The sequence below is a fragment of the Arthrobacter sp. H35-D1 genome, from assembly GCF_030063185.1.
GTDB lineage: Bacteria > Actinomycetota > Actinomycetes > Actinomycetales > Micrococcaceae > Specibacter.
In genome coordinates, this window is the sequence record NZ_JASISP010000015.1 from 48,856 (window position 1) to 67,515 (window position 18,660).

The 18,660-nt window shown below is 64.9% G+C and carries 10 protein-coding genes; 4 read left to right on the top strand and 6 right to left on the bottom strand.

Annotated elements, in window-relative coordinates; genetic code table 11:
• Positions 1-19: 19 nt before the first annotated feature.
• The 6 genes from QMG25_RS14225 to QMG25_RS14250 all read right to left on the bottom strand — a co-directional run bounded on the left by QMG25_RS14225 (position 20) and on the right by QMG25_RS14250 (position 13,607).
• Positions 20-820: an ABC transporter permease gene (locus QMG25_RS14225; protein ID WP_283461297.1), complete on the bottom strand. Its 801-nt coding sequence runs from the start codon at positions 818-820 to the stop codon at positions 20-22.
• Entirely contained in the window at positions 817-1,821 is a 1,005-nt protein-coding gene (locus tag QMG25_RS14230; protein WP_283461299.1) for an ATP-binding cassette domain-containing protein, read from the bottom strand. The genes QMG25_RS14225 and QMG25_RS14230 overlap by 4 nt, the downstream gene beginning before the upstream one ends.
• Positions 1,821-2,030 carry an MbtH family protein gene (locus tag QMG25_RS14235; RefSeq protein ID WP_283461301.1) on the bottom strand — a complete coding sequence of 70 codons (210 nt, stop codon included), beginning with the start codon at positions 2,028-2,030 and terminating at the stop codon, positions 1,821-1,823. The genes QMG25_RS14230 and QMG25_RS14235 overlap by 1 nt, the downstream gene beginning before the upstream one ends.
• Before the next feature lie 94 nt (positions 2,031-2,124).
• Positions 2,125-12,699: a non-ribosomal peptide synthetase gene (locus QMG25_RS14240; RefSeq protein ID WP_283461304.1), complete on the bottom strand. Its 10,575-nt coding sequence runs from the start codon at positions 12,697-12,699 to the stop codon at positions 2,125-2,127.
• A 168-nt stretch (positions 12,700-12,867) separates the two neighbouring features.
• Complete coding sequence (locus tag QMG25_RS14245) at positions 12,868-13,137, bottom strand: hypothetical protein (protein WP_283461306.1); 270 nt, start codon at positions 13,135-13,137, stop codon at positions 12,868-12,870.
• Positions 13,138-13,355: 218 nt separating this feature from the next.
• The gene (locus QMG25_RS14250) at positions 13,356-13,607 is read right to left on the bottom strand and encodes a VOC family protein (protein WP_283461308.1); all 252 of its coding nucleotides are present in this window, start codon (positions 13,605-13,607) and stop codon (positions 13,356-13,358) included.
• A 1,076-nt stretch (positions 13,608-14,683) separates the two neighbouring features.
• Here QMG25_RS14250 and QMG25_RS14255 point away from each other — a divergent pair.
• The 4 genes from QMG25_RS14255 (at position 14,684) to gatC (ending at position 18,659) form a co-directional block, all read left to right on the top strand.
• Complete coding sequence (locus QMG25_RS14255) at positions 14,684-16,069, top strand: CoA transferase (protein WP_283461309.1); 1,386 nt, start codon at positions 14,684-14,686, stop codon at positions 16,067-16,069.
• Between the two features lie 187 nt (positions 16,070-16,256).
• Positions 16,257-16,754, top strand: coding sequence for a GNAT family N-acetyltransferase (locus tag QMG25_RS14260; protein WP_283461312.1), 498 nt, complete (start codon positions 16,257-16,259; stop codon positions 16,752-16,754).
• 149 nt (positions 16,755-16,903) lie between these two features.
• On the top strand, positions 16,904-18,319 hold the full coding sequence (locus QMG25_RS14265; RefSeq protein WP_283461314.1) for an LssY C-terminal domain-containing protein: 1,416 nt from the start codon (positions 16,904-16,906) through the stop codon (positions 18,317-18,319).
• Positions 18,320-18,362: 43 nt separating this feature from the next.
• Positions 18,363-18,659, top strand: coding sequence for an Asp-tRNA(Asn)/Glu-tRNA(Gln) amidotransferase subunit GatC (gene gatC, locus QMG25_RS14270; RefSeq protein ID WP_283461316.1), 297 nt, complete (start codon positions 18,363-18,365; stop codon positions 18,657-18,659).
• Position 18,660: the final 1 nt, after the last annotated feature.

Below are 18,660 nucleotides of genomic sequence, written 5' to 3' on the forward strand. Positions count from 1 at the left end.
CCCGCCGTGTTGGCCGGGATCACCGCTTGCTGATCCGCACGTACTGTGAAATAGCCAGCGGGGCAAAAACCGCTATGATGGCCGCGCAGCACAGTGCCGCGTAGAGCAGGGCATTGTCTGCCGGCCAGCCGCTGGGAGCTGCAAAGCCTTGGGGTGCTGCGTTGCCGAACAGCTCTCGCACAGCCGTGGCGACAGCTGTCACGGGGTTCCACTCGGCGAAAGCCCGCAGCGGACCGGGCATGGACTGCACCGAGACGAAGGCACCGGAAATGAAAGTTACCGGGAAAAGCCAGATCAAGCCCAGGCTTTGGGCCACTTCAACGCTGCGCGCCGTCAAGGCGATCACGGCGCCCACCCAGGACACTGCAAACGTGAACAGCAGCAGCAGTCCCAAGGCCAGCAAGGCCGGACCCAAGCCGTTGTTGATTCGCCAGCCGATGGCAAGGCCGCACATGAGGGTGACGGCAATGGACAGCAGACTGGTGACCAAATCCGCCGTTGATCGGCCCAAGATGACTGCCCCGCGGGACATGGGCAGGGACCGGAACCTGTCAATGAGCCCCAGTTGCAGGTCCTTGGCGAGGTAGACGGCAGTAAAGGAGGCATTAAACGTCAGGGTCTGGGCCAGGATGCCGCCAATGAGGAACGTGCGGTACTGGTCCCCGCCCAGGGTGCCGCCAAAGACGAAGGCGAGCAACAGGACGAACATGACGGGCTGAGCCACGCTGGTCACCATGGCGCCGGGGGTGCGGATGACATTGCGCAAGTTGCGCTCGGCAATCACCGAGCTGTCACGGATGGCGGCGTTGAGACTGCTCATGCTTTTAGTACCTCGTGGTCCTGGCTTGTTCCGGTTGCTGTTGCATTGCTGGGGGCGGGCGCGGCCTGCTCCTGCGCCCGTTGTCCTGTCAGCTGCAGGAAGACATCGTCCAAGGTGGGGCGGCGCAGAGTCGCCTCGACCACTTGGACGCCTTCGTGTTCGAGCTCGCCCAGGGCCCGCACCAGCATGTGATGCCCGTCGGGGGCGGCGACACTGACTTTGCGTGCCGACCGGTCAATCTCGGGTGCGCCGGAGGCGATCCGGGCCAAGATCGCCGCGGCACGGTCCACGCCTTCCGACTGGGCTGCGACGACGTCTATCCGTTCGGAGCCGACCCGGGACTTGAGCTCATCGGCGGTGCCCTCCGCTATGACGCGTCCGGAGTCGATCACCGCGATGTTGTCTGCCAGCTGGTCCGCCTCCTCGAGGTATTGGGTGGTCAGCAGCACGGTGGTTCCGGCGCCGACCAGTGAGGAGATCACGGCCCAAGTGTCCAGCCGTCCCCGCGGATCCAGCCCCGTAGTAGGTTCATCGAGCACCACCACCTCAGGCCGCGCGACGATGGCACCGGCAAGGTCCAGCCGGCGCCGCATCCCGCCCGAATAGGCCCCTGCGCGTTTGCCCGCAACGTCGGAGAGCCGGAATTCGTCCAAGAGCTCAACAGCACGAGCCGCCGATGACTTCCGGTTCATCCCGTAAAGCCGACCCACCATGACCAGATTCTCGTAGCCCGTCAGCTTTTCGTCAACGGCCGCGTACTGCCCGGACAAGCCAATGGAGAGGCGCACGCTTTCTGGATCCGTGCGGACACTGTGGCCGGCCACGGTGACCTCGCCGGCGTCCGGTGCCAGCAGCGTGGTGAGCACCCTTACGGTAGTGGTCTTTCCGGCGCCATTGGGGCCCAGAAGCCCCAACACTTGCCCGGGCTCCACATCCAGATTCAAGTCGTCAAGTGCGCGGAAACCGCCGAAATTCTTGCACAGTCCCCGTACCCGGATCATTAGGAAGCCGCTAGTGCGGCCACGGTGCGCGGCGTCATGTCCGTCCAGCTCCGGGATACGAAGTCCAGGCATTCCTGCCGACCCCCTGGGCCGTACATCACCATCCAGCCGTTGGGAACATCGGCAAAGGTGGGCCACAGTGAGTGTTGCTGCAGATCGTTCACCAATACTCGGAAGGTTGCGTTCGTGTCATCAAATGGGTTCGTCACGTAATTTTCCTCAGTTTCCTCGGTGGATTCTTCTGACAAGCGAAAGGCCGGAAACGGTGCCGAAACAACCGTGCAGCGACACCGCCGTCGTCAGCTATTCGGTGCCCTGGCCCAGCTGGATTGCCAGCATCGGCAGGATGTGATCGAGGGCACTTTCACTGAGCATCGCCGAGTGCCGTGCCGGAACGGTTGTCTCGGAAATGGGGCCGTTCACGAACGGCTCCCAGGAGGACGACGTCGGCGCGCCGGCTGGGACGTCCTCGGTGGCACGGAAGACGTGCATCCCGCCGTCGAACACGCCGACAGCGTTCTCGCGGATCATGCCGGCCAGCACCGAGAAGTTCGCCACCATGGCGTTCAGGGACTCGAGCGGGATACTGCCCAATGGATTGTGGTTTTCCTGCAGGACCTCCAGCACGCGTGCGCCGTCCAGGCTTGCCGCCTCGTGGGCCGGAACGGGAAAGCCGGCCGCATGAAGGTAGTTCGCCCACAGGGCAGGGCCCGTGCCGATGTCGGCATTGGAGTCCTGCCTCGTGGGGAACGCATCCAAGATCCCCAGGAAGGCCACTTGGTGCCCCAATTCCTGGAGCCGGGTGGCCAGCCGGTGTGCAAGGTTGCCGCCGAAGGACCAGCCAAGCAGGTGGTAGGGGCCCTCGGGCTGCACCTCTTGGAGCTGGCCAATGTAGTCGTCGGCCAGCTCAGTCAGTGTTTGTGCCCGGAGCCCTTGATCGCGACCTGGAAGCATGCCTGGCATCTGCAGCCCGATCAGCGGCCGTGCCTTGTCCAGCCGGCGCAGCATCGCCGCGTAGCCCCAGCTCACGCCGGTGGCCGGGTGCACGGCAAAGAGGGGCGCCTTGCTTCCGGTGGTGCGCAACGGCAGCAGCTGCCGCAGGCTGTCCGCAACGTTCTCCTGCTTGCCCTTGGAAGCCTCGGCCAGCAGCTGTTCCACACTGGGGGAGCGGAACAGGGCCTGCACGGGAAGGTCGGTGCCCAGGGCGTCATTGACTTTGGAGATGAGCGGTTGCGCCAGAAAGGAATGCCCGCCCAGTTCAAAGAACGACTCGTCGATCCCAACCCTCGGGAGGGAAAGAACGTCCTCGAAGATCTGCGCCACGGCCTTCTCCCTGGGGGTCCGGGGGGCCAGCCCGGCACTGCGGTCCTGGCCGGCAGGATCGGGCAGCGCCGCGGCGTCCACCTTTCCATTGAGCGTTAGTGGTATGCGTTCAACAACCACCACGGCGGCGGGAACCATGTAGCCCGGCAGCATCGAACGCAGCTGCGAACGGGCCTGCCCTGCAAGTTCCTGGACCGCCAGTGGGGCCGCATCTGCGGAGTCCGCCCGGTGGCCCGGTTCCGGCACCACATAGGCCACCAGCCTTGCAGTGTCCGGAAGGCCGGTTCCCCCGCCGGCGTCGCCGCCCCGCACCAAGGCCGCGGCGGCGGCGACCCCTGGCACGGCACGCAGCGCCTGCTCCACTTCGCCAAGCTCCACCCTGAAGCCGCGGATCTTGACCTGGTGGTCGTTGCGTCCCTGAAAGACGAGCTCGCCACCGGCACTTCTGGTCACCAGGTCGCCGGTGCGATACATCCGGTCCCCGGCTGCAGCGAAGGGGTCCGCGACAAACCGTTCGGAAGTGAGGTCCGGCCTGCCCCTGTAACCGCGGGCCAGTTGCGGCCCGGACAAGTAAAGTTCGCCGCCAACGCCTGCGGGCACGTGCTGCAAATAGCCATCCAAGATGTAGGCGCGGGAATTCCGGGTGGGGATGCCGAGCACGGGTTGTCCGGTGCTCGGAGCTGTTCGGGAATCTGCGGCACGCGGCACGCTGGCGACCAGCGAGTCAACTGTCGACTCGGTGGGTCCGTAGAGGTTCCAGGCGCGCAACGAACTGCGGGAGGCAAGCTCGTCCCACAGGGCGGTGTCAAAAGCTTCCCCGCCCAAGGCCAGCCGAAGCGGGGGACGGCCGTTGGCGGCGCGTTCGTCCAACATCGTGGAAAAGGCCGGTTCTGCGAGCAGTTGGCGAACATAGCCCGGGGTGGTTTCCCACGCCCCGATGCCGTGCTCGGCAAAGTATCCGGCGAGCCGTTGGGGATCCAGCCGCACCTCGTCGGTGACCAGGTGCAGTTCATGCCCGTCTACCATCCACAACATCGGATCCCAGGAGGCGTCAAAACCGACACCGGTGGTGTGTGCCACCCGCACCGGACCTTGGACAGTGCGTTCCACGGCAGGGGGGAACAGTGTTCCTCGGTGTGATGCCAGCAAGTTGGCGAGGGCGCCGAGACTGATCTCCACGCCCTTGGGCCGGCCCGTGGAACCCGAAGTGAACATGACATAGGCCAGCTCGTCCGCCCCCCGGAGTGCCTGTTCACCCTGCTGGGCGGGGTGCTGGTCTGCCGGACTTGGGGCCGGAAGGTCCTCCATTTGAAGCACGGTGGTGCCCACCATGCCGGCGGTTGCGAGCCCGGAGTTGAGGGCCGGCTCCAGGGCTTCGGTGCTGATGACAGCGACCGCGCCTGCATCTTCCAGGATCGCCGCCACCCGGTCGGCGGGGTAGTCGGCGTCGATGGGATTGTAGACCGCTCCGGCCCGCAGCACGCCCAGGGCCGCCACCACCGTGTGCAGCGACCGTGGCAAGTACACCGAGACCAGCTCCCCGGCCTGTATTCCCGAGCCAAGTAGCGCGCCCGCCACTTGTGATGTGGCCGCATCCAAGGCCGCAAACGAGAGCGACTGGCTGCCGCAAACCACGGCCGTGTCATCCGGTTGACGGGCGACTGTCTCGGCGAGGACCTCCAAAAGCGGCGGGGCCGGGGTGAGGACGACAGGGCCGGTCGTGGCAGCGACCAGTGCGTCGATTTCGTCCGCCGAGAGGATGTCGAGAGTGGAAATGGCGTGGTCCGGTTCCTGCACAGCCAGGGCCGCAAATGCCTCGAACCGTTCGATCAAGGCCCCGACGGCGTGGCTGCTGAACATGGCAGCGTTGTAGTCAAGCGTGGCGGCCAGGCCCTGCTCAGGGCCCAGCTCCCGGAAGGTGAATGACAGATCGAACTTTGCTTCTCCCGTAGCCGATTCAGGCTCGGCCACTGCGTGCACGCCGGGAAGTTCGACGGTGGCACGGGCGCTGGTTTCCACCGCCAGCATGGTCTGGAAGAGCGGATGCCGGCCCAGCTCACGGTGCGGGTTGAGCGCCTCAACCAGGCGCTCAAAGGGGACGTCGTCATGGTCGAAGGCGTCGAGCACGCTGCGCCGGGCGGTGCCAAGCAGTTCACGGAAGCTGGGATTCCCTGCCACATCCAACCGGATCGGTACGGTGTTGACGAAGAAGCCGATGAGTTCCGTCAGGGCCGGATCGCTCCGTCCCGCAGTCGGGGAGCCGATCACCAGGTCACTGCCGGCACCAACGCGCGAGAGAAATCCGCCGAGTGTGGCGTGCAACGCCATGAAGAGGCTGGCACGCTCCGAGGAAGCAAGCCGGACCAATGCGGCCGTTGTCTCCTTGCCGAGCGTAAAGGATTGTTGGCCGCCCGGCTGGCGTGCCCCCGGATCACGTGTCCCGTCCGTGGGCAGCGCCAACTCCGGGGGAGCCCCTGCCAGGGTTTCCTTCCAGCTGGTGAGCTTGGCGTGCAAGGCTGGTTCGACCGTGGGGTCGCCGGCGGACCCGTTCTCGGCGGACCCGTTCTCCGCGGACCCGCCTGCTGCGGAACCGGACTGCGGCATGCCTTCCAGCACTTGACGCTGCCACAGCGCGAAGTCCGCGTACTGCAGTCCCAAGGCCCGTTGCAGGGGGCGGGCACCGCTGCAGCGGGCCGAATAGGCGGTGGAGATATCCCGGGCCAAGGGGGCCAGGGAGGCTCCGTCGCTGGCAATGTGGTGGACCACGAGCTGGAGCACCCATTCGTCGTCGTCGATCCCGAAGAGGGTGGCGCGCAGGGGAAGCTCCAGGGCGACATCGAAACCGCGGGCGGCCTGGTCGGAGAGCAGACGTGCCAACTGTTCCTGGGACGTGACGTCCTGGAAGGACAGCAGCCCGGTGACGCCGGATGCCGGGTGGATCAGCTGTTCCGGTGTGCCACCCTGTGCGGGGTAGGTGGTGCGCAGGACCTCATGGCGCGCCACAAGGTCATCGAGGGCGTGCGCCAGGGCTTCCGGGTTGAGTTCCCCGGTGAGCCGGACGGCCAAGGCGATGTTGTAATCGGAGGAGCCCGGGTCAAGCTGGTTGAGGAACCACAGCCGTGATTGCGCGTAGGAGAGTGGAATCCGGTCGGGACGGTGGTTCTTGTTCACCTTGGCCCAAGCATCGACGGAGGTGCCAGGCGCCTGGCCCGCAAGGTCTGTGGCCCCGGCTGTGGCCCCGGCGTCGGCTGTGGCGGACAGAAGCTCCAACAGGGCTGCCGGGGTGGGGGACTCAAAAACGGCCCGCAGCGGCAGTTCCGTGCCGAAGCTTTCGCGCAGCTTGGCGATCAGTGCCACCGCCAGCAGTGAATGGCCGCCGAGTTCAAAGAAGTCATCATCCACATGCACCTCGTCAACACCCAGGACGGTGCCGAAGGCCGCGCAGACCTTCACTTCCTGCTCGGTCCGCGGTTCCCTCGATCCCGAGCCGGAGATGGCAGGGGCGGGGAGTGCGCGTTTGTCCAGTTTGCCATGTGATGTCAACGGAATCTCCGCCAGGGCCACGAGGGCCTTTGGCATCATGTAGTCGGGCAGGCGGCGGCTGGCGAAGCGCATCAGTTCATCCGAAGAGGCATCTCCGACGTAGTAGCAGATGATGCGTCCGGTCGCACCGGATTCCACCACCACTGCGGCGCGTCGAACCTGTTCGTGGGCTGCGATCACGCTTTCAATCTCCCCGGGCTCCACCCGGAAGCCGCGGATCTTCAGCTGCTCATCGGCACGGGCCACGAATTGCAGCTCCCCGCCGGGGAGCTGGCGCACCAAGTCGCCTGTGCGGTACATCCTGGCACCGTCCAGGTGGGGGTTGGCGACGAAGTGGCTGGCGGTCTCGGCAGTTCGGTTGACGTACCCGGCGGCCATTCCGGCACCTGCCAGGTACAGCTCGCCGGCAATGCCCTGGGGCACGGCCACGAGGTAGTCGTCAAGGACATGGCTTTCCACATTCCGCACAGCCCGGCCGATGTTCGCCACGGGGCCGGTGATGCGTGTCAGCACAGAGTCAACAGTGAATTCGGTGGGCCCATAGAAGTTATAGGCTGCAACGCCTTCGTTTCCGGCCAGATCATCCCACAGCTCGGCTGGAACGCTCTCGCCGCCCAAGACCAAAACCAGCGGCGCGGACCTCGGGGTGTCCAGCAGCCCTGACAGCAGCAGCGCGCGCACGTGGGATGGGGTGCTTTCGAGCACGGTGACGGCCTGGGTGGCGCAGAACTCCACCAGTGCCTCCGCATCGGTGCGGATGTCGTCGTCGACCATGTGCAAGGTGGCGCCGGCAACCAGCCACAGCATCGGATCCCAGGCCGCATCAAAACCGAGTCCGGCAACGTGGGCCACTGCAGGGCCACCGCCGTCGTCGGTGTCAAGGGACGCGTTCCCGAAGGTGTCGGCGTAAATGGTGTTTCGGTGCTGGAAATACAGGTTGGCCAGGGCCGCATGGCCGACGGCGACCCCTTTGGGGGTGCCGGTGGAACCGGAGGTGTAGACCACGTAGGCTTGGTCGGTGGTTTTGACCGTCAGCTCAGCCAGTGCCGCGGTGGCGGATGCCTGCCGTCCTGCGGCTCGGAGAACTTCCAGGTTGCTTGCCGTGATGGTCAGAGCCGGCGCGCTGTCGTCGAGGATCAGGGCTTTCCGTTCGGCGGGATAGGTCAGGTCCACGGGAACATGGACCGCACCGGCACGCAACACGGCCAGAGTCGCGCAGACCACGTTGTTCGTGCGAGGCAGTGCGACAGCGACCCGCTCGCCCGGTTGAACTCCGGAGGCGATCAGGCCTGCTGCGAGCAGTTCGACGGCGTCGAGCAGTTCAGCAAAGGTCAGGGTGGCAGTGCCGTCGCTGACGGCCATCCGCGCGGGGTGACGGGCCGCGGTGTCCGCAAATTCATCGAGCACCGTGGACTGGCCGTTCGCTACCACAGGACCTTGGCCCAGGGCTTCGGCGTGAGCGCTTTCTTCCTCCGTGGCAACCGAAAGCTTGGACAAGGGTCTGTGGGGATTGCCCACAAACTGTTCCACCATGTGCAGGAAACGTTGGGCGATCAGGGCAGCGGATTCCGGGGCAAAGAGGGCAGGATCGAAACTCAGCGATCCACGCAGGCCCGAGCCTGCGCCCTCCTCGGCGAGGTCCAGCAGCAGGTCGAATTTTGCACCTCCCGGTTCTGCGGTCCTGTCAGCCGTGGTGACCAGACCGGGCATCGAGAGCTGTTCAGGTGCCGAGTTGGCGAGTGTGAGCATGACCTGGAACAAGGGGTGCCGGTCCCGCGAACGGGCTGGCTTGAGTTCTTCAACAACCCGTTGGAACGGCGCGTCCTGGTTGGCATAGGCACGCAAGTTGGCGTATCTGACGGTGTCAATGAGTTCACCGGCTGTGGGGTTGTTTGAGGTGTCGGTGCGCAGCACCAGGGTGTTGACAAAAAAGCCGACGAGGTCATCCAGGGCCGTGTCCGGGCGGCCTGCAACCGGAGTGCCTATCGGGATGTCCGTGCCGGCACCGAGCTTGGTCAACAATGCGGCGAAAGCGGCCTGCAGCACCATGAAGAGGCTGGCATTGTGCTCCCTGGCCAGGTCCGAGAGCCGTTCGTGAGTTTCGGCACCGATCGACACGGGCACAGCAGCCGAATCCCACGGTGCTGTCCGTGTCCCCCTGGCATGGTCGAAGGGCAGGGCCAGCTCCTCGGGTGCGCCGTCGAGTTCGGCTTTCCAGAACGCCAGCTGCCGCGAGAGGGGGCTTTCGGAATCGTCTTCGCTGCCCAGCTCTGCACGCTGCCACAGCGCGTAGTCGGCGTACTGGACAGGCAGCGGTGTGAAGTCCGGACACGTGTTGCCGAGACGAGCGGAGTAGGCCGTGGACAAGTCCCGTGCCAGCGGTCCAAGCGACCAGCCGTCGGCGGCAATGTGGTGAAGGGTCAACAGCAGGACGTGCTCGCGGGCACTGAGCTGAAACAGCGCAGCGCGCAGCGGAAGCTCGGTGGTGACGTCGAAGCCGCGGGCCGACTCGGCACGGACCACGCGGTCCAGGTGCTCCGCCGTGGTTTGCACGGCGGAGAGAGGAACCCGGGCTTCGCCGACCGGGATGATGTGCTGTTCCGGCTCGCCTCCCGTGAACGCGAACACGGTGTGCAGGCTTTCATGGCGGGCCACAACATCGTTGACGGCATCTTCCAAGGCAGCGACATCCAGCTGTCCGGAAAGCCTGAGCACGATCGGAATATTATAGGCCCCGGACGTGGGGTCGAAGCGGTTGAGGAACCACAGACGGCGTTGGGCAGGGGAGAGCGGCAGCGGACTGGGGCGCTTTTGTCGGACCAGCGGACGCGGCTCCGCCACGGGTGCGTCAAGGGTCGCGGCGATGCCGGCGACCGTGGGAAATTCAAAGACCGTGCGCAGTGCCGGTGCAGAACCGAGCTTTGCACGCAACACTGCCACCAGCCTGGTGGCCAGCAGAGAATGGCCGCCCAGTTCGAAGAAATCGTCGTCGCGCCCCACCCCGTCCAGCCCCAGCACCTCCGAGAAGGCAGCCGCAACAGTACGTTCGGCGTCGTTGTGCGGTGCAACGGAAATGCTGCTGGTGGTGGGTTCCGGCAGCGCCTTGGTGTCAAGCTTTCCGTTGGCAGTCAGCGGGATCTGCGGGATGCGCACAATGGCCGACGGGACCATGTAGTCCGGCAGGCTCTGGCGGATGGCGCCGCGGATGGCTGCGACGTCCACCTCGTCCCCACTGGTGATGTAGCCCAGCAGCTGATCGTAGCCAGCTCGGTTTTTAGACACGACGACGGCGGCACGGTCCACTCCGGGGGTGCCACGGAGTACCTGCTCAATTTCAGAAAGCTCTATCCTGAATCCTCGGATCTTGACCTGTTGGTCAATACGGCCCAGGAACTCAACCCCGGTGTTGTCCAACCTCCTGACCACGTCGCCGGTGCGGTACATGCGCGAGCCGTCGGACGCAAAGGGGTCCGCGATGAAGCGTTCGGAACTGAGTTCGGGCTGGTCAAGGTAGCCTCGTGCCACGTTGTGCCCGGCGACGTAGAGCTCGCCGATGGCGTTTCCCGGTACGGGGTTCAATCCGGAGTCCAGGATGTAGTGGCGGCTGTTGGCCACCGAGGAACCCAAATGCGGGGCCGTGCCAGGCTCCATGATGGCTGTCATGCTGTCCACGGTGGTTTCGGTGGGGCCGTAAAAATTGTAGGCCGTGACGCCTGGGATTTGGGCCAGCGCGCCCCAAAGCTCGGGATCCACCGCTTCCCCGCCCAAGGCCACCACCGAGGGGTGGGCGCCGCCGTCGAACAGTTTTTCCGCCAACAGCGCCTTGGCGAAGGACGGTGTGGTTTCAATGCTGTCGATCTGCTGCTCGGCCAAGTATCCGGCCAGGGCCTGCGGGTCCCGTCGGGTAAGGTCGTCGACCAGGTGGAGTTCGTGACCGGCCATGAGCCACAGGATCGGGTCCCACGAGGCATCGAAGGAGAGTCCTGCCGTGTGTGCAACCCGCAGGGTGCGGCCCAGCCTGGCCTCGGCGGGGCGGAATATGTCTTCACAGTGCGAGGAATAGAGGTTCAGCAGTGCGCGGTGTTCCACACCGACGGCCTTGGGCCGGCCGGTTGAGCCTGAGGTGAAGATGACGTAGGCGAGGTCGTGCTGGCTGGCCACGGCGGTCTCCGGCCGGTGCGATGGCAATTCGGCAAGGGTTGCTGCCATGGTGGCGGAATCCAGGGCCACTTCCCGCACATGGCCGGATATGTGGTGTGTCAACTGCGAGTCGGCATCGTCCGTGGAGGTCAGAAGGAGCAGCGGTGCGGCGTCTTCCAACATGCCCTGGACGCGTCTTTCCGGATAATCGGGGTCGATGGGAACGTAGGCAGCGCCGGACTTGAGTATCGCCAGAATAGCAACGCCCAGGCCTGTGGTCCGTCCCAGGCGCACGGCCACTGATTCGCCGGGACGGGCGCCCCGACGGCGCAGGTAATGTGCCAGCTGGTTGGACTTTTGGTCGAGTTCGGCAAAGCTTAGTTCTCCATCCGCTGCCACCAAAGCCCTGGCCGTGGGGTTTGCCGCTGCATGGGCTTCGAATTCCTCGGCGACTGTGTGGGCTGGCAGATCCGTGGACTCCGCACCCCCTTGAGCCAACAGTTCCTGCTCTTCCTCCGGCGTTGTGAGGGTGAGGGCGGCAACTGTGGTGCCGGGGGCGGAGGTAATCTTTCCGAGCAGACGCGTAAAGCGGTGCAGGTGGTTCATGACGGCTTCGCGGCTGTACAGCTGGGAGTTTGCCTCGAACTGGATGGTGACAACACCGGCGTCGTCCGCGGTCTCAACGGCGTTCCGCCGACCCGGCTGCAATCCATGGATCACCATCGAGAGGTCGTCGATCGGACCGGTGGACAGGATGTTCATGCAACCGGTGGACGGGCCAAAATTGATGCCGTCAACGATCGGGAGGATGTTGATCGACGGACCAATATAGCCTGGGCGCGTCGCGAGGCCCTCAGAGCGGAACCGCTGGTGGATCATGGCATTGCGCACGGCGCGGCCCGCGTTGACGATGGTGTCGCGCACCGTATCCTCGGGCGAGACTTCGAGCCGGACCGGAACAATGTTGGAGAGCATCGACGGAACGGACTTTGCGAGTGCGCCGCGGCGGGCCGTGACGGGCAGGGCCACGGAAACGTGCCTCTCCGCCGTCATCTTGTGCAGGTAGATGGCCATGGCGGCGACAATGAGCGCTGGTGCACTTGCTGTGCCGGCGTCAAGCGCGGCCACAATATCCCGGGGCAGCGGTGCTGACAGCCGAACCAGTGCTGTGGCAATGCCGGTGGGGCGCTCGGCCAGCCCGGACGCCGGCTCCGCATCTGCCAAAGCGTTCTGCCAGAATTCCTTGTCGGATTCGGCATTTCGGGAATCCTCGTAGCCGGCCTCGTCCAACAACAGCGCGTCCAACGACGGGAACGCCATCTTTGCTCGCTCCGTCGTGTTGGCGTCGTCGGGCACCCCTGAATCGTTAGCGAGCAGTTCGTTGTAGATCGCTGCGATCCGCTTGAGCACAAGCACGGCGGAGTAGCCGTCCAGCATCAAGTGGTGCACGCGCTGGTAGAAGTAGTACCTGTGGTCCTCGACCTGAAACAGTTCCACTCGGAGCAGCGGGTCCGTGGCTACATTGCGCGCCGTGGCGAGATCGTCATCCATCAGTGCCCGTGCTTGCGCCCCTGCCGTGCAGGTATTCTGCTCCAGAGTGCGCAGGTCCGTCACTTCCAGTTGCACCCTCGAGGGCGAGATCAGTTGGTGCGGGCCGTCGTCGTCCTCGGCAAAGCGCACGTTCAACGCATCCGTCTCAGCGACGGCGGTCTCCACCGCCCGGCGCATCAGCCCGGCATCAAGGTCGCCCTGGACATCCACAAACTGGGCAATCTGGTACATCGGGTTCTCCGGGTCCAGGTTTTGGGCGTACCAAACACCCCGCTGCGCCGTAGTCAGACTGCGGCGGGCGCCAGTGTGGAACGAAGACATGGAATAAGCGTGCTGGGACATGGGCCTTCTCAAGATCGCGGTTGCCCGGGGAGGTACCCGGGTGGCTTGTTCGTGGGAGTGATGAATGGCACCACCGCTCCGTCCCGGGGCAGGCCCAGATCGGTCCTGCCTCGCGCGGAGCGGGGGTGCCATTGGAGGAAGCGCTGGTTACTGGAACTGGCCCAGTTGCAGCGGGCCAATGGGGAGGGACACCAGCGGCCCGTTGATCAGGGGGGCTCCCACAATCGGGCCCTGGACAAGAGCGCCGTTTAGGAAGGATCCGCCCAGAATGGAGGTGGATGTCGCAGGGGCAGATTGGCTGGCAGCCGCAGGGGTTGTGGTCGCGGCGGTCGCCGGACCTGTCATAGCGGCTAGTCCGCCGAAGGCAATGGCTGCTGCGGCGGTGATCGTTCCAATGGTCTTTGCTGACTTTTTCACTGTTTGTCTCCTGCTGTTGTCGGTGTGTTTGCACTGTTGCGGGGCATGACCTGCCGGGCAACCTCATGGGACATTCGGAACAAAGCCGGCTGTGGATGGGTAATGCCTGCCACCTCATGAATTGAGGCTGCGTCGTGGGGGCAATGGCCGTGGGTAACACGGATAGCGCCATGCCGTCCCGTGCGGTTCGGTTCGGGAGACCACAAACGGGTCAACATTTAAAGAAATGCTTGTCTTTGGTCGAGCAATGAAACCCGGATGAGGTCCCCGTCGGGATCGGCGATGACGAAGGTCCGGCCGAAGACGTTGCCATGCGGCTCTTGAACCACGGTGACTGCCTTGGAGGTCCATTCGCTGCAGCAGTCTTCGACGGCAGCATGAGATCCCGCCAGCATGAGCCTTACCTCGCTGGCGCGCGGAGTCGTGGCTTCCGCGTTGTCAGGGCTGCCGGGCAGGAGGGCGAAGAGCACACCGGGGCAACCTCGAACGGGATGTAGTGAGGGCCGACTGTGACGGGTTCCATGTTGAACAGGTCGCTGTGGAGGCGAGCGGAGCGCTCGACGGCAGTGACGTGGATTCCGGGACGTGGATAAGGAACAGGTTCGGTGCGGCCATTGAGGGGTCTCCCACGTTGGGATTGTCTGATTGCGCCAGCATGGCATCCATACATGACAGCTCTTGACTGATAATGACTGACAAGGGGGCAATGAAAACTCAGCGTCTGCTCTCGATGCTGTTGCTGCTCCAGACGAGGCGCCGGATGACCGCACCGGAGCGGGCGGACGAGTTGGGTGTCCCGGTGCGGACGGTGCTACCAGACGTGACAGCGCGGTCGGATGCCGATGTGCCGACTATTGTCGAACGTGGACGCTACGGCCGTGTTGTGCTCCTGCCGGGATCGCAGCTGGACGTATCCCGACTAAACTCCGACGGAGATCGAAGCGTTGAAACTACAGGGTCTGGACCCCGGTCAGGCTCAGCAGATCGGGCCTGAGGCGCCGACACGCACCGCCGTGCACGAAGTTTCTTGGCGGACGGTGGTCCCGTGCGGTCTTCTCGCGAAAGCGGGCCAGCGTTACTTGGCCTCCGATTCAAACGGGGTACCTCGGCTCCGCGCGTTGCCGAGGCTGCAGTCGTGGGAAGTCTGGTGCAGAAATCAAAATCCTGCCTGGAGATATCCACAGCAAGGAGTTGTCCACAGGTTTGTGCTGCTTCATACGGCAGCTCCTGCGGGTTCCGTGCCCGCCGGGAACGTTCATACTGCAGCTCCTGCGGGTTCCACCTTGGCGGGTGCGTTCATACTGCAGCTCCTGCGGGTCTGCTGCTAAGCAACAACTTCATTCTGCAGCTCCTGTGAGTGTTCCGCGACAACACCCGCAGGAGCTGCTGAATGAGCGGGCACCAACCGGGAGCACCCGCAGGAGCTGCTGAATGAGCGGGCACCAACCGGGAGCACCCGCAGGAGCTGCTGAATGAATCCCGGTGCGAACCAAAAGGGTGAGAAACCGCCATGGCTGCAAGGAGTCCGGGAGCGTAGCCTGAGCCCATGACGATGGAAATAGCGCAGGGCGCTTTCACGGAGCCCCAGGGAGTGGCGGTGCAAGGCTACGGGACCCTGCCCTCCGCTTTTGACGTCTCGGGATTCGCGGTGTCAGCCATGGCCGAGGCTGCAGGTGCGGTGGCCCGGCTTGCCCGCCACCGGGGCGCCGGTCCCGACGGAGAGCGCGGGACCACAGAATCCACCGGGGGCATTTCCATCGACAGGGACCTTGCTTCGCTGTGGTTCGGCCTCTCGTTCACGCCCGTCGGCTGGGAGCTCCCGCCTGTCTGGGACGCCGTCGCCGGGGACTACCGCTGCGCCGACGGCTGGATCAGGCTGCACACCAACGCCTCGCACCACCGAGCGGCGGCCCTGGCAGTCCTGGGGCTGGGAGCCGGGGCCGACCGCACCGCGGTGGGGCACGCCGTCGAACGTTGGAACGGGGACGAGCTGGAGGCTGCGGTGGTCGCCGCCAACGGCTGTGCGGCCCTCATGCGTTCGCACGAGCAGTGGCTGGCACACCCACAGGGAGCGGCGGTGGCGGAGGAGCCACTGGTTGCCTGGGGCGCTCCGCGCATGACGGCCGACGGCGGTACGGCCGGACATTCCCGGCCAGCCGCTGCGGGAGGGCCGTTGGCCGGGGTGCGGGTGTTGGACCTCACGCGGGTCATTGCAGGGCCGGTGGCCACTCGATTTCTAGCGTCGTATGGTGCACAAGTGCTGCGGATAGACCCTCCCGGCTGGGTGGAAGCGGGGCTGGAGGCGGAAATGACAGTGGGCAAGCATTGCGCGCGGCTGGATTTGTTGCAGCCTGCGGACCTCGCCGTGCTGGAGGAATTGCTGGCCGGGGCGGACATCTTCATCCACGGCTACCGCCCTGACGCGCTGGACAAGCTGGGCCTCTCGGACGCAGCGCTGGCCGCACGCCACCCGACGCTGGTCGCCGTGGCGCTGGATGCCTACGGGTGGAGCGGGCCGTGGGCCAACCGGCGCGGCTTTGACTCGCTGGTGCAAATGAGTGCCGGGATCGCCCACGCCGGGATGGTGCACTTGGACTCGGACTGCCCGCACCCGCTGCCCGTCCAAGCGCTGGACCACGCCACGGGGTACTTGTGCGCGGCCGCCGCCGTCGATGCTTGGCGCGGGAGGCTGGACGGGACAGTTCGCAGTGCGCGGCTGTCGCTGGCCCGGACGGCGGTGGAACTGATGAAAACGGGGCCGTCGGACCCGGACGCGCCGTTGCCCGCTCGGGACCTCGGCGCGATGCTGCCGGAGAACACCGCCTGGGGACCCGGGCAGCGGCTGCCCCCGGCCGTGAATATCACCGGGCTGGCTCCGGAAGCGACGGTTCCCGCGATGGGCTTCGGCAGCGCCTCGGCCCGTTGGCAATAGTCGCCGCTGGCTTGGGTGCGGATAGTCCCCGCTGCCGCTGGCCCAAGTGGCAGTGATGCGCTCGCAGGTGGTGGAAACTGTGGTTGGCCTTGCCCTGCACAGGCAACGCGGACGGTGCACAGGCATAATAGTCAGTGGCTAATCACTTGATTCCCATTCTTTTTCGATCCCGAGGTTCCCCACGCGCATGAGCATTGCAGTTCGGCCCATCACCACAGAAGATTACGACGCCGTTGCCCGAATCACGGCCGACGCCTACCTGGGTGCGGGGTACTTTGACAGTGTCGAGTACCCGTACATGCAGAAAATCATGCGCGTGGGGGAGCGGGCGGCAGCGGCCCGCATCATCGTCGCCGAGCGCGACGGAGTGGTCATCGGTTCGGCCACACTGGCCGTCTTCGGCGACGAGTGGGCCGACATTGCGTTGGCCGATGAACTCGAATTCCGCCTTCTGGTGGTGGATCCCAGTGTGCAGCGTACCGGTGCCGGGCGAGCCATGGTGGCCTGGATTCTGGACCGGGCCCGCGGCGCGGAAGGTATTCGGGCCGTCAGCCTCACCACCGGCGACGATTGGCACTCGGCGCACGCCCTGTACAAGAACCTTGGCTTCTCCCGGGTGCCGGCACGCGACTGGCCCATCCCGGAAAATGGCAAGATGCTGCGCGTCTATCGCTTGGAGTTGTGACACCGGGCCGGGGGCGCACCAAGATCCGCGGCTCCGCACTATGATGGCCAGATGTGGACCACCTCACATTCCGGCATCAAGGCCCGGCGGCAATGAAGAAGCCGTCGAGGAGTCATGGGAGTGCCCGGCGGAAATCCGTCAATGCGCTGGTGGACAACTTTGTCTTCGCCTTCAGCGGTCTCGCGGCGGTGTGGCTGGCGTGGCTGGTGCTTTCGGCGGGATTCGACTGGGGCTGGTTCCTGGTCGTGTTCTTCGTACTGTTTTGGCTGGTCCTGGCCTATTTGGTGTTGCCTAGACTCCACCGGATCCTGACATCCATCTACGTTCCCGACTATTTCATTGGCCGGGCCCGGACCAGCGACGGACTGCTGGGTGATCCCATCAACTTGGCCATTGTTGGAACCGAAGCCCAGGTCCATGAAGCCATGACACGCGCCGGCTGGATTCGGGCGGATCCCGTCACGTTTTCTTCCAGCCGCCGCATCATCACCTCGACGCTCTTCAGGCGAAGCTATGACGAGGCTCCGGTGAGTCCACTCCTGCTGTTTGGCCGGCAGCAGGACCTGGCCTACCAGCAGGAAGTGGCAGGCAACCCGGCCAAACGGCACCATGTGCGGTTTTGGAGATGCCCGGATGGCTGGCTGCTGCCGGGCGGTCATCAGGCTGACTGGATGGCTGCGGGCACTTTTGACAGGGCCGTGGGCTTCTCACTTTTTACCTTGCAAATCACGCACAAGATCGACGCCGACACGGACACCGAGCGGGATCACATCGTGGAGTCGCTGCAGGCGGGCGGCCCCGGGGTCGGGGTGCGGGTGATCGAGGATTTTGCCACGGGCTACCATTCACGCAACGGTGGCGGGGACTCCATTGAGACCGACGGCGACCTGCCCGTGGTCGACGTCGGAGAAGTCGCCATTCCCGCCAATGGAAACCCGCTCGGCCCGGACCTGAACGCCCGGCGGACTGCCATGGAGCAGCGCCGACCGGTCTCCACGGCATTGGGGGTTGTCCTGATGGTCGTGCGCGTTTTGGCGGGAATGGTGACGGTGGCCGCGATAGTGACCGAATGGCCGTCCATGTTCAAAGAACCGGGTATGCCATTGACCGAACAGGACATCCAATTGCTGGCGATCCTGCGCCCCATTGTCATTGGAATCGGAGCCGTTGGAGTTGCCGCCTATCTTCTGCTGGCCATTGGCGTCTTCCGGGGAAGCAACTGGGCCAGGAATGCTTCGATGGCGTACAGCGGAATGCTGGTGGCCGTCTCCGCGATTGCGTTTTTTTCCGGGGAATCCGTCACACTAACCACCAACCTGTTTGGACTCCCGCTGGACATCCTGGTCCTCTTGGCCCTCTCTGCCCGCAGCTCGCGCGTCTGGGCGCGAAGGCCTGCCGCGGGCCCAGCTGTGGGATCCGGCGCCGAGGCGCACTCCGGTACGGGGCCCGGTCAAGGCTCAACACTGGTCAACAATGCCGACAATGTCTTCGCTTCTGGCGGAAGCATTGGTGAGAAGAACCGCAGCCAAGCTCGGGCGGGTTTTCCCCCCGCCGAGGGCGACTAAGCTAGAAGCGACACAAATATTCTTTTTCTTTTAGGGGAGATCCATGGCTGCGATCAACCGTGACGAGGTGGCGCATCTGGCGCAACTGGCTCACATCGAGATGAGCGACGACGAACTGGGCCGCATGGCCTCCGAACTGGCGGTGATCGTGAATTCGATCAAGAGCGTCAGCGAGGCTGCAGGGGACGACGTTCCCGCCACCTCGCATCCGATTCCGCTGACAAACGTCATGCGCGACGACGTGGTGGGCCACGTGCTCACAGTCGAGGAAGCGCTCTCCGGCGCCCCTGATGCCTCCGACGGCCGATTCAAGGTGCCCGCAATTTTGGAGGAAAGCTAAA